Here is a 13,991-nt window from a genome sequence, read left to right on the forward strand (position 1 = left end):
GTCGTGATCGCGCGTACAACTACTCGAGTGCGGTACGTAGTTTGTGAGCGGTGCCGCAGTCGCAAATCCGGTGATTGTCGGACCCGGCGGCCATACTGGGGCGATGTCGGAGCGCGCTTTTACCGTGGCGACGCTGCGTGCGCGCGGCGGCGTTCTCGCGCGGCGCGTGGAGGACATCGTCGATCTGAACTATCCGGGGCTGGCGCTGGCGACGCTGTTCTTCGGGCTGTCGGTGACGCCGTCGCTGGTGCCGCGCGACTGGCTGTTCCAAGGGCTGATCAGCGGGATCAACGCGGCGATCGGGTACGGGCTCGGGTGTGTGCTCGAGTGGGTGTCGCGGCGATGGGTGCGGTCCAGGATCCCGATTCCGAGTCCTTCCGATCGGGTGCGATACGTGTTGAAGGCGACCGTGCTGGTGGCGTGCGCGCTGGTAGCGGCGGTGATGCTGGTGCAATCGGCTCGGTGGCAGCGTGAGATCACCTCGTTGATGGGGATGGCGGGGACGACCACGCCCGCCTATCTGCGCACCGGGCTGCTCAGCGTGGCTGTCGGGGTGGCCGTGGTGGCCGCCTACCGGACGGTGCGGATCATGGTGCTCGGGCTGGCCCGTCAGCTCAATCGGTGGGTCCGAGTGCCGCGCGAAGTAGCCCCTGCCGCCGGATTGCTGGTACTGGTCGTCTTCGCGATGACGATCTTCAACGGTGTCGCCTCGCGGGCGTTCTTCGCGGTGGCCAACTCGGCGTTCAGCGTGCGCAACGATCGCGCCACACCGTATGCGGTACAGCCGGTCGCGCCGGAGCGATCGGGCAGTGCCGGGTCGCTCGTGCCCTGGCAGACACTGGGATTCGAGGGGCGGTGGTTCGTGTCCAACGGTCCCAGCGCCGCCGCGATCACCGAGGTGACGGGAAAGACCGCGCGCGAACCTATTCGGGCGTATGTGGGATTGGAGTCGGTGACCCGGGACCGGACGGCGGCGGAGTTGGCCGTCGCCGAGCTGGAGCGGACCGACGCGTTCGAACGCGAGGCGATGGTGGTGGTCACGACTACCGGCACCGGCTGGGTCAACGGGATGGCGGCCGGCGCTGTGGAATACCTCTACGGCGGTGATACGGCGATCGTGGCCACCCAGTTCTCGTACCTGCCCAGCGTGCTCTCGTTCCTGTCGGACCGGGACAAAGCGGCCGCGGCCAGCCGGGAGCTGTTCGACGCGGTGCACGAGCGGTGGTCGGCTCAGCCGGAAGGGCAGCGGCCGAAGCTGTTCGTCTACGGGGAGAGCCTCGGCTCGCAGGGGTCGGAGGAGGCCTTCGACGGGCTGGCCGATCTTCGCGAGGAGGTCGACGGCGCGCTGTGGGTGGGGCCGCCGAATTCGAATCGGTTGTGGCGCCAGTTCGTCGACCGGCGCGATCCCGGATCGCCCGAGGTGGCGCCGGTGTACGCGGACGGGCTGGTGGTCCGATTCGCTGATGACGCCACCGATTTCGACAGTTCGGAGCCGTGGCGCGAACCCCGCATCGCCTACCTGCAACACCCCTCCGACCCGATCGTGTGGTGGTCGGCCGATCTGATCTTCACGCGGCCGGATTGGTTGAGCGAGCCACGGGGTTCCGATGTGTCGACCCAGATGCGGTGGGCGCCTTTCGTGACGTTCTGGCAGGTCACCGCTGATCTCACCAACGCGCAAGGGGTGGTGGACGGGCACGGGCACCGGTACGGGAGTTTGGTGTTGGACGGGTGGCTGGCGGTGGGAGCGCCCGACGGAGTGGACGATGAGGTCGTCGAAAGTATCCGTACCGCGGTGGAATCGGCGGAGGACTATGAGCGGGAGGTGAAGTGAGAAGGATCGAATGTGTTGCAGCGCTGGTTTTTCCGCTCCTCTGGAGCAATCGGCTCCTCCCCGCCCTCGACCTCCCGCTGCGCGGCCGCACCGCAGCGAACATCGCCTTCGCCGCGGGATACGCGAAAGTCTTCCGTGGTAGTCCGAACTGGTTGTCGCGCAGTGGATTTAATTGGGGACTTGGCAGTGCGGCGGTAGTGCTCGCCGGTTACGCCGTCGCCCTTGCCGTTCCGTCTCTGCGGCGCCTCCCACTCGAAATCGCCATCCGCGCACCAGAGACCTCGACCCTGGAGTGGATCGCCCTGCACATCCCTGTCGGCACGGTCCTGGCCGAGGAAGCGATATTTCGCGGCACTCTCGACCCATTGCTCGCCGAGAGTATCGGCGCCACGTCGCCCGTCGTCGGCGCGATCGACTTCGGCCTCTGGCACATCCAACCGGCAAGAGCCGCCGATGATCCCGTGTTCCCGACGGTCGCGGCCACCACCCTCGCCGGCCTCGTCTTCAGCGAACTCGGGCGTCGATCGGGCAGCGCGACCGCACCCGCGCTCCTGCACCTGGCGATCAATGCCGGGGGAGCACTCGCGCCCATCGCTGCCCGGTGGGTCGACGGGCTGAAGCGCTAGCCCGGCCGGGTTCGGGCGCCGGTGCGCCGACGACAGTCACCAGACCCGGCGCGGCAAGGCGACCAGGCTCAGGCCGTGGCGACGAAACCGGCGACGGCCTCGGTGAAGGCATCGTTGTCGTCACCCGCGGCGGTGTGGGCCGCCGCGCTGATCTCGGCCAGGCGGGCGTGCGGTGCGAGGGCGAGGAACGCCGCGGCCCCCTCGTCGCTGACCACATCGGACTTGCCACCGCGGATCAGCAGGACGGGGATGGTCAACGCCTCGGCAGCGGCTTCCATCTCGACGATGCGAGCTTCCGGGTCGTCGTTGACGTCGCTGATCAAGTCAGGGTCCCAGTGCCAGTACCAGCGGCCGTCACGCTCGCGCAGATTGCGCAGCAGGCCGTCGGCATTGTCGGGGCGCGGGCGGTGCGGCAGGTAGGCGGCCACCGCGTCGGCCACCTGGTCGAGGGTGTCGAAGCCGTCGCGGTGCTTGCCGAGGAAGTCCATCACGCGGCTCACGCCCGCCGATTCAGATCTGGGCACGATGTCGACCAGCACGAGCGCGCGAATCGCGCTGCCACCGGGCCTCGCCGTGGCGAGCAGCCCCGTGATCCCGCCCATGCTGGCTCCGACGACCACCGCACCCGCGTCCGGCGTCGCACCGAGTTGTTCGAGGACGGCGTGCAGGTCGCCCACCATCGTGGTCCGGCCGTAGTCGGCGGTCGGCGACCAATCGCTGTCACCGTGCCCGCGCGCGTCCACGGTGACCACCCGCATCCCCGCCGCCGCCAGCGCCCGCCCGGTCCGCTTCCACGAATGCCGGTTCTGCCCACCACCGTGCAGCATCACGACCAACGGGCCGTCTTCTGCACCGAAGCTGTCGGCGACCAGGGTGAGACCGTCGACGCCGCGCAAGCGCAACGTGGTCGGCTCGAGGGGACCGGAGACACTCATAGGACGAATGTACGACGGGCCCCGCGTCCCGGCGCGCTCGGGCATTCGATCGGTAGGCGCGGTGGCCGTGATCCGCGGGTTCAGCCGGCTCGGTAGCGTCTCGGGTATGGCTGGACGGAATGTGATCGATCCCGCGCAGGTGCGGGCGGCTGTGTTGGTGGTGGGGGAGTGGTTGCGCGATTCCACGGTGCCGGTGCCGGGGCGGCGGGAGTTGGGGGAGGCGGTGAAGGGGACGGCGCGGGCGTTGGCGGGGAGTGCGCCGGGGCACTCGGTGGAGGTGCGGGTGCCGCCGTTCGTGGCGGTGCAATGTATCGAGGGGCCGCGGCACACCCGAGGGAATCCGCCGAACGTGGTGGAGACGGATGCTCGAAACTGGTTGTTGCTGGCTACCGGACTGCTCGGATTCGAGGACGCGGTGCGGGCGGGGGTGGTGAGCGCCTCGGGGACCAGGGCGGGGGAGGTCGCGGGGTGGCTGCCGATCGTGCCGTTGCCCGCCGAGTCCGACCCGGCCGCCGGGTAGCGGCGACCGGGCCGGCGGCTCAGGCGGCCGTGGTGTGCCTGCGGTGCAGGCCCTTGTAGTCGTAGTAGCGGGTGATGATCGTGCCGGCTACCACGGCGATCGCGATACCGAGCAACGACATCCAGATGCCCCGGTCGAGACCGGCTTCGTAGCCGGAGTCGAAGTACAGGATCGAGCGGACACCGAGGAACACCTGGTGCATCGGCTCGAATTCGGCGAGCCACGCGAGGTAGGTCGGAGTCGCCTCGATCGGGACGGTACCGCCGGAGGACGGCAGACCGAGGATGACGAACAGGGTCAGGTTCACCAGCAGGCCCGCGGTGCCCAGGGCGGCCAGCGTCATCAGCGCGGTCCAGCCGACCGCGACCATGGCCAGCACCGAGAACAGGAACAGGGCGAGCGGATTGTCGATCGGCATGCCGACCGCTTTGCCCACCAGCAGGAATATCAGCGAGGCGACCACCGCGACCAGTGCCGAGACACCCCACTTGATGAGCAGGGTGCGAAAGCGTGAGATCGGGGTCGGCGGCGAGTGCACCGACCAGGGACCGTATTCGGTGGGCAGGAAACCGAGTTGGGAATCGACCATCGTGTGGATCACCATCGCCCCGACCATGCCTGCCAGCAGCAGGAGCAGCGAGTAGAAGAACGCGGTCAGGCCGATGCCGGTGCCGCTGGGCAGCGGGCGGAAGTCCTGGGACACCACGTCGATCGGGCTCTCGAGGGTGAGCATCGCCGCACCGGACATCTGCGGCGTCGGTGCGCCCTCTGGCGTCTCGGCCAGTGTGGCCCGCACCTGCTCGGTGAGTTGGATGCCGACCTGCTTGTCGACCTCGGCCAGTGCCTGGTCGCCGATGCGCTGCACGATCCCGACGCCGTAGGCGCCCATGCGCGGATTGGTCTGCAGGGTGATGATCGGCCGTTCCATCTCGCCGGGCACGATGGAGCCCGTACCGAGAATGCCCAGGCGTTTGCTGAAGTCGCCGGGGATGACGATCGCGCCGTATACCTGCCCGGAGCGCAACAACTGTTCGGCCTCCGGTTTTCCGACGACGCGCAGGTCCACCTTGTCGGCGGGCACGCCGGCCACGAGCGCGTCCGCGACCTGCTTGCCGAAATCGACCTGCTTGCGCTGATCGCCCGAACCCATCACATCGCCGACATCGGAATTGACCAGCGCGATGGGGAAGTCGTGCAGGTTCTTCTCCGGGTCGGCGATATAGCCGAGGTACATCACACCGAGCAGGGCGGTGAGCACGGCCAGCACCGCGGTCGGCGAGAGCACTATCCGAGCCCAGTGGCGCCGATCGAAGATCGGTGTGGCGAACGTCGCGTCGCCGACGGCCGATCGCCCGGAATCAACGGACTCCGCGCTGGTGTTGTCACTATTCGACCCGGTCCCACCGGCTGCAACGTGTGCACTGTCGTCCGTCGTCACAATCCGCACCGTAACAGCTCCCTGTGGCCGATCGGCGGGTTCGTGAACGGTGGATTGCTGCCGGTATGCGAGCGCGCGTACAACCTGCCCCTGATTCACCCGTAGACTGACGAGTGCGCCCAGCCCTATGCAACACAGGGAGTAACCGTTGACGCATTCGTGCACCGACTCGACACTCCCCCAGCCCGCCCGAACAGGGAGCAAACGGTGACCCACGCCGAATCCACGATCATCCCCCCGGCCACAGCGGTCGAGAACGTACCCGACGAGATCGAACACGACCCTCGCGAGGAGTGTGGCGTCTTCGGCGTCTGGGCTCCCGACGAAGACGTGGCCAAGCTCACCTACTACGGCCTGTACGCCCTGCAGCATCGCGGGCAGGAGGCGGCCGGTATCGCCGTTTCCGACGGTTCGCAGATCTTGGTCTTCAAGGATCTCGGCCTGGTGTCCCAGGTCTTCGACGAGCAGACGCTCGCGGCGATGCCGGGGCATATCGCCGTCGGACACTGCCGCTACTCCACCACCGGTGGAGTCACCTGGGAGAACGCGCAGCCGATATTCCGCACCACCTCCGTCGGCTCCGGCCTGGCGCTCGGCCACAACGGCAACCTGGTGAACACCGCCGAATTGGCCGGTCGCGCACGCGAACTCGGCTTGATCGGCACCGGTGTGATCGACGGCCGCCCGCAGATGACCGGCGCCACCTCCGACTCCGACGTCGTCACCGCGCTGCTGGCGCACGCCTCGGCGGACTCCAGCATCGAGGCCGCGGCGATGCAGTTGCTGCCGCAGTTGCGCGGTGCGTTCTGCCTCACCTTCATGGACGAGCACACCCTCTACGCCGCGCGTGACCCGCACGGCGTGCGCCCGCTGGTGCTGGGCAGGCTCGATCGTGGCTGGGTCGTGGCCTCCGAAACCGCCGCGCTCGACATCGTCGGTGCCGCGTTCGTTCGCGAGATCGAGCCGGGCGAGCTGCTCGCCATCGACTCCGAGGGTGTGCGCTCCATGCGCTTCGCCAACCCCGAACCCAAGGGTTGCGTCTTCGAGTACGTGTACCTGGCGCGCCCCGACACCACGATCGCCGGCCGCTCGGTGCACTCCACCCGCGTGGAGATCGGCCGCAAGCTGGCCAAGGAGTCTCCGGTCGAGGCCGACCTGGTGATCCCGGTGCCCGAGTCGGGCACGCCCGCCGCGGTCGGTTACGCCCAGGGCTCCGGCATCCCGTACGGCCAGGGCCTGATGAAGAACGCCTATGTGGGCCGCACCTTCATCCAGCCCAGCCAGACGATCCGTCAGCTGGGTATCCGGCTCAAGCTCAATCCGTTGAAGGAAGTGATCCGCGGTAAGCGGCTGATCGTCGTCGACGACTCCATCGTGCGCGGCAACACCCAGCGCGCGCTGATCCGCATGCTGCGTGAGGCCGGTGCGCTCGAGATCCATGTGCGGATCGCGTCGCCGCCGGTGAAGTGGCCCTGCTTCTACGGCATCGACTTCGCCTCGCGCGCGGAACTGATCGCCAACGGCACCGGCGCCGACGACAGCTACGCCGACATGGTCGAGAACGTGCGTCGCTCCATCGGCGCCGACACCCTCGGCTACGTCTCCACCGAGGGCATGATCGCGGCCACCGAACAGCCGCGTTCGCGCCTGTGCACGGCGTGCTTCACCGGCGACTACCCGATCGAACTGCCGCCCGAGGCCGCCATCGGTAAGAACGTGCTCGAGGGGATGCTCTCGGGCAAGGCCGAGTCGAAGCTGCTCGGCGAGAACGCCAACGTGGACGCGCTCAGTCGCCCCTGACGCGGGTCGTCGGTAAGGCTGGTCTACCGCGCTTCACCAGAGGGGTCGGACAGGATAAACCTGGACGGCCCCTTTTGTGTTGTGTACGAGAGTAATTCCGGTACCCCGCAATTTCGTAAGATTAGTTCATAACACCGCGGCAATAATTCCGGCCAATTGAAACTGGGCGGTAATGGTTCACCTGTACGGTCCCTCGTTATATCGCTGGCTCACCCTGTGGTCGTCGCTCCTGTGATCCGGGAGCGACGGCTGCGCGGCGTTCGAGAATGGGACCTGACGTTGAACATGGGACGAAGTAAGCGCGCGAAACAAATTGCCGCAGTGGGCATTACCGCCGCTGTCGCCGCCGCGCTGGCCGGTTGTGGCTCCGGTCGCACCGACGAGGCGAGCTCCGGTGCGGGCCTGGTCGTCGGCACCACCGACAAGATCTTCTCGCTCGATCCGGCCGCGGCGTACGACAACGGCTCGCTGCTGGTGGAGAACCAGATCTATTCGTATCTGCTGAATTTCGCGCCGGGCGATACCACGCCCAAGCCGGATGCGGCGGAAAAGTGCGAATTCACCAGCCCCACGGTGTACACCTGCAAGATCAAATCCGGGCTGAAGTTCGCCAACGGCAATCCGCTGACCGCCAAGAGCGTGAAGTTCTCCTTCGACCGGATGGTGAAGATCAACGATCCGCACGGTCCGGCGTCGCTGCTCGGCAACCTCGACAGGACCGATGTGATCGACGATCTCACCGTCGCGTTCACGCTCGAGGTCGCCAACGATCAGACCTTCCCGACGATCCTGCCGACCCAGGCCGGGCCGATCGTCGACGAGAAGTCGCTGCCCGCCGACAAGGTCGCCACCGATGACGAGGTGGTCGCGGCCAAGGGCTACGCGGGCCCCTACACGATCTCGAGCTACGACAAGAACAAGCTCGTCGAATACCAGGCCAACCCCGAGTACCAGGGCATCCTCGGCACGCCGAAGACCGCCACGGTGTCGACCAAGTACTACGCCACCTCCGACAACCTGAAGCTGGACCTGCAGAACGGCGCCATCGACGTCGGCTACCGCTCGTTCACCCCCACCGATATCGACTCGCTGCGAGCCGATTCCAAGGTGAAGGTCACCGACGGTCCCGGCGGTGAGCTGCGCTATGTGGTGTTCAACATGAACACCATGCCGGGCGACACCCCTGAGCAGAAGCTGGCCGTGCGCAAGGCATTCGCGTCCTCCATCGACCGCGAGGCGCTGGCCACCGGTGTCTACAAGGGCACCTACCAGCCCGCCTTCGGCTACGTGCCCGCGGGCATGACCGGTTCGGCCGAGCCGCTCGAGGATCTCTACGGTGCCAAGCCGGACAAGGCCGCGGCCGCGAAGTTCCTCGCCGACGCGGGCGTCGCCGCCCCGGTGACGCTGAACCTGCAGTACAACCCCGACCACTACGGCTCCAGCTCCTCGGAGGAGTACGCGGCGATCAAATCCCAGCTCGAGGCCTCGGGCCTGTTCCAGGTGAACCTGCAGTCCACCGAGTGGGTGACCTACCAGAAGGAGCGCGCCTCCGACGGCTACCCGATGTACCAGTTCGGCTGGTTCCCGGACTTCCCGGACGCCGACAACTACCTGACGCCGTTCTTCGGTCCGAACAACTTCCTGCAGTCGCATTTCGAGAACCCCGCCATCACCGCCCAGCTGTCGGCCGAGGCCACCGAGTCCGACCCCGTCAAGCGGACCGAGTTGCTGAAGAAGATCCAGACCGATCTGGCGCAGAACCACCTGCCGACCCTGCCGTTGCTCTCGGGTAAGCAGGTCGCGGTGTCGACGCCGGACGTCAACGGTGTCGATCAGACCCTCGACGGCTCGTTCAAATTCCGGTTCACGGTGCTGAGCAAGTAAGCGACGCCGCGAGTGAGTGACGTTCCCGTTGCGCCCGGATCACCGGTCCGGGCGCAACGTTTCGGGTGGATGCGCGGCGGGGGTTCCCGCCAGGTGGCTCTGTTGCGGTACCTGCTGATTCGGCTGTTGCTGATTCTGCCGACCGCGTGGTTGCTGGTGACGGTGGTGTTCTTCCTGATGCGGGTGATCGGTGACCCGATCAGCGCGGCCATGGGTGGCCGCCTGACGCAGGACCAGATCCACGACCGCAAGGAAGCCGCGGGGCTCAATCGTCCTGTCCTGACCCAGTATTGGGAGTACATCACCGGTTTTCTGCACGGTGATTTCGGACGGACGCAGGACAACCAGGCGATCAGCGATGTGGTGATCACCTACGGTGCCGCCACCTTCGAACTCGTGTTCTGGGGTTTGGTGGTCGCGTTCGCTGTCGGCGTTCCGCTGGGCAGATACGCGGCGACACACCGGGATACGGCGACGGACGCGTTCCTGCGGTTTTCCGCGGTGCTGGCCTACGCGGCGCCGGTGTTCTTCGTCGGCATGCTGTTCAAGCTGATCTTCTCGGTGTGGCTGGGCTGGTTCCCGGTCGGCGGGCGGGCGAGCACCGACGTAGAGCTGGCGCTGCAACATGTGTCGCCGAAGACCAACATCCTGATCATCGATTCGATCCTCTACGGCGAGCCGTCCTATGTGCTCGACGTGCTCGAGCACGCGGTGCTGCCCGCGCTGGCCCTCGGCCTGCTCACCGGCGGCATCTTCCTGCGCCTGGTGCGGGTGAACCTCATCCAGACGCTGCGCAGCGATTTCGTCGAGGCGGCGCGGGCGCGCGGGTTGTCCACGAGGGTGGTCACCGGCAGGCACGCGGTGCGCAACGCGCTGATCCCGATCATCACGGTGATGGGCATGTGCATCGCGATGATGCTCGGCGGCGCGGTGCTCACCGAGACCACGTTCGAATGGAAAGGCCTTGGCTATCAGCTCGCGGAGTACCTGCGGGCGCGTGACTTCATCGCGGTGCAGGGCATCGTGGCGTTCATCGCGCTGGTCGTCGCGGTGATGAGCTTCGTCGTCGACGCCATTGTCGCGTTGATCGACCCGAGGGTGAGGTTCTGATGACCACCGCTGTGAAACGGCGGCGCCTGCCCGGCGCCGAGCTGCTGTCGAAAACCGGCGGCCTGCAACGGGTCACGCTGCTCACCGGTCTGGTGCTCGTCGCCGTGTTCGTGCTCGTCGCGGCGTTCGCGCCGTTGCTCGCGCCGTACGGCCTGGCCCAGAACTCCGCTGACGGTGTGGCTTTCGTGCCGCAACAGGGTCCGTCGGCCGAGCACTGGTTCGGGACTTCGGTGCGCAGCGAGGACGTGCTCTCGCGGGTGCTGTTCGGTGCGCGCACCGCGCTGCTGGTGATCGCGATCTCGGTGACGCTGTCGCTGCTGGTCGGGGTGCCGCTCGGCCTGCTGTCGGGGTATGTGGGGCGCTGGGTCGACAAGACACTGGTGCTGATCATGGACGCGATCTACGCGTTCCCGTCGTTGCTGCTGGCCATCGTGGTGTCGATCGTCGTCGCCGGTGGCACGTCGAGCAGTCTCGGCGGCATGCTGTCGGCGGCCATCGCGATCACGGTTGTGTATGTGCCGCAATACTTTCGGGTGGTACGCAACGCGACGGTGGCGGTGAAGACCGAACCGTACGTGGATGCCGCCCGGGTGACCGGCGCGTCGACGTCACGAATCATGTTCCGCCACATCCTGTCCAACGTCACCGGCTCGCTGCCGGTGATCGTCACGATCAATGCCGCCGACGCGATCCTCACCCTCGCCGCGCTCGGTTTCCTCGGGTTCGGCATCGAGCCGACCCAGGCCGCCGAATGGGGCTACGACCTGAACAAGGCGCTCAACGATGTCTCCAACGGCATCTGGTGGACCTCGATCTTCCCCGGAACCGCGATCGTGCTGGTCGTGCTCGGGATGACGCTGGTCGGCGAGAGCCTCGACGAAACACTGAACCCGCTGCTGCGCACCAGGCGTGCGGTCACCTCGGCAGACAAGGAAACCGTCGATGAGTGAAAAGACTGCCGCACTGGCTGTCTCGGGCCTGTCGGTCACCTTTTCGACCGACAGCGGACCCGTGAACGCGGTGCGCGATGTGTCCTACGAGGTGTTTCCCGGGGAGGTGCTCGCCATCGTCGGCGAGTCCGGGTCGGGCAAGTCGGTGAGTTCGCGCACCGCGATCGGGTTGCTGCCGCAGTCGGCTTCGGTGCGCGGGCTGGTCACCCTCGGCGATCGGCCGGTCACCTCGATGACCGAACGTCAGCTCACCGCACTACGCGGCGGCGAGGTGGCGATGGTGTTCCAGGAGCCGGCGCGTGCGCTGGACCCGCTGTTCACCGTCGGCTTCCAGATCTGTGAAGCACTGCGCGCGCACAGCAGGATGAGCCGAAAAGCCGCCAAGGCCAAAGCGATCGAGCTGTTGCGCACGGTCGGGCTGCCCGACCCCGAGCATCGCGTCGACTACTACCCGCATCAACTCTCCGGTGGGCAGAAGCAGCGGGTGATGATCGCGATCGCCATCTCGTGTGAGCCGAAGGTGATCATCGCCGACGAGCCCACCACCGCGCTCGATGTCACGGTGCAGGCCGAGATCCTGGAACTGCTGCGCGACCTGCGCGATCGGCTCGGCAGTGCGATCGTGCTGATCACCCACAACATGGGTGTCGTGGCGGACCTCGCGGACCGGGTGGTGGTGATGCGCGCGGGGGAGGTGGTCGAGCAGGCGCCGGTGCACGAGCTGTTCGCCAACCCGAAGGCCGACTACACCAGGGCGTTGCTCGATGCCGTTCCGCATCTCGGCGCGGCGACCATCGAGCGACCCGCGATCGACCGGACCGTGGAGCCGGTGCTCGATGTGCGGGATCTGGTCGTCACGTTCCCCGGGCCGTTCGGTCGACCCGCGTTCCGGGCCGTCGACGGTGTGAGCTTGCAGATCAGGCCGGGGGAGACCCTCGGGCTGGTGGGCGAGTCGGGGTCGGGGAAATCGACCATCGGGCGCTGTGTGGCCGCGCTGCAGCGGCCGAGCCAGGGGCATGTGCTGATCCGCGGGCAGGACATCGCGGACCTGTCCCAGCGCAAACTGCGGCCGATCCGGCGGCGGTTCGGGTTCGTGTTCCAGGACCCGGCCGGTTCACTCAACCCGCGCCTGACCGTCGGCGAATGCGTCGCCGAACCCCTGGTCGTGCACGGAATCGGCGACAAGGCGAGCATCCGCGCGCGGGTCGGGCACATGCTCGACGACGTGCAGTTGCCCGCGGGCACCGAGAATCGGTATCCGCACGAACTGTCCGGTGGGCAGCGCCAGCGGGCCAGTCTGGCGCGCGCGCTCGTGCTCGACCCCGATCTGCTCGTGGCCGACGAGCCGACCAGTGCCCTGGACGTATCGGTACAGGCGGCGGTGCTCGAGCTGTTCGCCGACCTGCAGCGCGGGTGCGGTTGGGCGTGCCTGTTCATCAGCCACGATCTCGCCGTCGTCGACCAGCTCGCGGACCGGATCATGGTCCTGCGTGCGGGGACCTGCGTCGAGGAAGGCGACAACGAGCAAATCCTGCGTAACCCGCGGCACGAATACACCCGCCGTCTCGTCGCCGCGGTTCCGGTGCCCGACCCCGTCGAACAGCGGCGGCGCCGGGCCGAGACCTCCGCAGGCAGGCGTGAAGCGCCGACATCGGCCACCGAACTGGAACAATGAGTCAGGAGCCGCACGACAGCTGAACTGGCGGATCACTTAGAGTTACTAGGCATCTATCCGCCGATTCGGTTTGGAGCTTTCCCCCACAATGACTGAACAGACACCCAGCGGTGCAGGCGCTTCCTACGCTGCGGCGGGCGTGAGCATCGAAGCCGGTGACCGCGCCGTCGAATTGTTCGGACCATTGGCCAGGAAGGCCAGCCGACCCGAGGTGCAGGGCGGCATCGGCGGCTTCGCCGGGCTGTTCGCGCTCAAGGGCGGATACCGGGAACCGCTGCTCGCCGCCTCCACCGACGGCGTGGGCACCAAGATCGCCGTCGCCCAGGCGCTGGACAAGCACGACACCGTCGGGCTCGACCTGGTCGCCATGGTCGTCGACGACCTGGTGGTGTGTGGCGCCGAGCCGCTGTTCCTGCAGGACTACATCGCCATCGGCAAGGTCATCCCGGAGAAGGTCGCCGAGCTCGTCTCCGGCATCGCCGAGGGCTGCATCAAGGCCGGCTGCGCACTGCTCGGTGGCGAGACCGCCGAGCACCCGGGCCTGATGGACCCCGACGACTACGATCTGTCCGCCACCGGCGTCGGTGTCGTCGAGGCCGACGCGGTGCTCGGCCCCGACCGGGTTCGCCCCGGCGATGTCGTTATCGCGATGGGCTCCTCGGGTCTGCACTCCAACGGCTACAGCCTCGCGCGCAAGGTGCTGCTCGACATCGACCGGATGTCGCTCACCGGCTACGTCGAGGAGTTCGGCCGCACCCTCGGTGAGGAACTGCTCGAGCCGACCCGCATCTACGCCAAGGACTGCCTCGCGCTGATCGCCGAAACCGATGTGCGCACCTTCTCTCACGTCACCGGCGGTGGCCTCGCCGCCAACCTGGCGCGCGTGCTGCCCGTGGGCCTGGTGGCCGAGCTGGATCGCGGAACATGGAACCCGGCGCCGGTGTTCAAGATGATCGCCCAGCGCGGACGTGTCGAGCGGATCGAGATGGAGAAGACGTTCAACATGGGCGTCGGCATGGTCGCGATCGTGGCGCCCGAGGACGCCGATCGTGCGCTGGCGGTGCTCACCGCCCGCCACATCGATTGCTGGACGCTGGGTCAGGTCAAGAAGGCCGCCGATGCCGAGGCGCCGCGCGCGGTGCTGCTGGGTGACCACCCCAGGTTCTGATCGACCGAACCACCCACCGAGCCGGGTCGCGATTGCCGCGACCCGGCTCGA

11 protein-coding genes are annotated in these 13,991 nt (G+C 67.3%); 9 read left to right on the top strand and 2 right to left on the bottom strand.

What is annotated here, in order from left to right:
- The first annotated feature begins 103 nt into the window (after positions 1-103).
- Entirely contained in the window at positions 104-1,834 is a 1,731-nt protein-coding gene (locus tag ACFWUR_RS25905; protein WP_378910228.1) for an alpha/beta hydrolase, read from the top strand.
- Positions 1,831-2,460, top strand: coding sequence for a CPBP family intramembrane glutamic endopeptidase (locus ACFWUR_RS25910; protein ID WP_378910229.1), 630 nt, complete (start codon positions 1,831-1,833; stop codon positions 2,458-2,460). The genes ACFWUR_RS25905 and ACFWUR_RS25910 overlap by 4 nt, the downstream gene beginning before the upstream one ends.
- 68 nt (positions 2,461-2,528) lie before the next feature.
- On the opposite strand, the gene ACFWUR_RS25915 is transcribed toward ACFWUR_RS25910, so the two are convergent.
- Positions 2,529-3,395, bottom strand: coding sequence for an alpha/beta fold hydrolase (locus ACFWUR_RS25915; RefSeq protein WP_378910230.1), 867 nt, complete (start codon positions 3,393-3,395; stop codon positions 2,529-2,531).
- Positions 3,396-3,501: 106 nt separating this feature from the next.
- Between ACFWUR_RS25915 and ACFWUR_RS25920 the strand changes: the two genes are divergently transcribed.
- Positions 3,502-3,915, top strand: a complete 414-nt coding sequence (locus tag ACFWUR_RS25920; RefSeq protein WP_378910231.1) for a sterol carrier family protein — start codon at positions 3,502-3,504, stop codon at positions 3,913-3,915.
- A 19-nt stretch (positions 3,916-3,934) separates the two neighbouring features.
- Here ACFWUR_RS25920 and ACFWUR_RS25925 read toward each other — a convergent pair whose 3' ends face one another.
- Complete coding sequence (locus ACFWUR_RS25925; protein WP_378910232.1) at positions 3,935-5,353, bottom strand: YhgE/Pip domain-containing protein; 1,419 nt, start codon at positions 5,351-5,353, stop codon at positions 3,935-3,937.
- Positions 5,354-5,581: 228 nt separating this feature from the next.
- Here ACFWUR_RS25925 and purF point away from each other — a divergent pair, with 228 nt between their 5' ends.
- The 6 genes from purF (at position 5,582) to purM (ending at position 13,940) form a co-directional block, all read left to right on the top strand.
- On the top strand, positions 5,582-7,153 hold the full coding sequence (purF, locus tag ACFWUR_RS25930; RefSeq protein ID WP_378910301.1) for an amidophosphoribosyltransferase: 1,572 nt from the start codon (positions 5,582-5,584) through the stop codon (positions 7,151-7,153).
- A gap of 285 nt (positions 7,154-7,438) precedes the next feature.
- Positions 7,439-9,037 carry an ABC transporter substrate-binding protein gene (locus tag ACFWUR_RS25935; RefSeq protein ID WP_378910303.1) on the top strand — a complete coding sequence of 533 codons (1,599 nt, stop codon included), beginning with the start codon at positions 7,439-7,441 and terminating at the stop codon, positions 9,035-9,037.
- Positions 9,038-9,106: 69 nt separating this feature from the next.
- Positions 9,107-10,147, top strand: a complete 1,041-nt coding sequence (locus ACFWUR_RS25940; protein ID WP_378910233.1) for an ABC transporter permease — start codon at positions 9,107-9,109, stop codon at positions 10,145-10,147.
- Positions 10,147-11,097 carry an ABC transporter permease gene (locus tag ACFWUR_RS25945; RefSeq protein WP_378910234.1) on the top strand — a complete coding sequence of 317 codons (951 nt, stop codon included), beginning with the start codon at positions 10,147-10,149 and terminating at the stop codon, positions 11,095-11,097. The genes ACFWUR_RS25940 and ACFWUR_RS25945 overlap by 1 nt, the downstream gene beginning before the upstream one ends.
- Positions 11,090-12,772, top strand: coding sequence for an ABC transporter ATP-binding protein (locus ACFWUR_RS25950; protein WP_378910235.1), 1,683 nt, complete (start codon positions 11,090-11,092; stop codon positions 12,770-12,772). Before ACFWUR_RS25945 ends, ACFWUR_RS25950 begins: the two co-directional genes overlap by 8 nt.
- An 88-nt stretch (positions 12,773-12,860) precedes the next feature.
- Complete coding sequence (purM, locus tag ACFWUR_RS25955) at positions 12,861-13,940, top strand: phosphoribosylformylglycinamidine cyclo-ligase (protein ID WP_378910236.1); 1,080 nt, start codon at positions 12,861-12,863, stop codon at positions 13,938-13,940.
- Positions 13,941-13,991: the final 51 nt, after the last annotated feature.

This window comes from Nocardia sp. NPDC058633 (assembly GCF_042717045.1).
GTDB lineage: Bacteria > Actinomycetota > Actinomycetes > Mycobacteriales > Mycobacteriaceae > Nocardia.

Excerpts from the sequence above, each read along its gene's own strand:
- ACFWUR_RS25905 (WP_378910228.1), top strand. The coding sequence starts at position 104 with ATGTCGGAGCGCGCTTTTACCGTGGCGACGCTGCGTGCGCGCGGCGGC.
- ACFWUR_RS25915 (WP_378910230.1), bottom strand. The coding sequence starts at position 3,395 with ATGAGTGTCTCCGGTCCCCTCGAGCCGACCACGTTGCGCTTGCGCGGC.
- ACFWUR_RS25920 (WP_378910231.1), top strand. The coding sequence starts at position 3,502 with ATGGCTGGACGGAATGTGATCGATCCCGCGCAGGTGCGGGCGGCTGTG.
- ACFWUR_RS25935 (WP_378910303.1), top strand. The coding sequence starts at position 7,439 with ATGGGACGAAGTAAGCGCGCGAAACAAATTGCCGCAGTGGGCATTACC.
- ACFWUR_RS25940 (WP_378910233.1), top strand. The coding sequence starts at position 9,107 with ATGCGCGGCGGGGGTTCCCGCCAGGTGGCTCTGTTGCGGTACCTGCTG.
- ACFWUR_RS25945 (WP_378910234.1), top strand. The coding sequence starts at position 10,147 with ATGACCACCGCTGTGAAACGGCGGCGCCTGCCCGGCGCCGAGCTGCTG.
- ACFWUR_RS25950 (WP_378910235.1), top strand. The coding sequence starts at position 11,090 with ATGAGTGAAAAGACTGCCGCACTGGCTGTCTCGGGCCTGTCGGTCACC.
- purM (WP_378910236.1), top strand. The coding sequence starts at position 12,861 with ATGACTGAACAGACACCCAGCGGTGCAGGCGCTTCCTACGCTGCGGCG.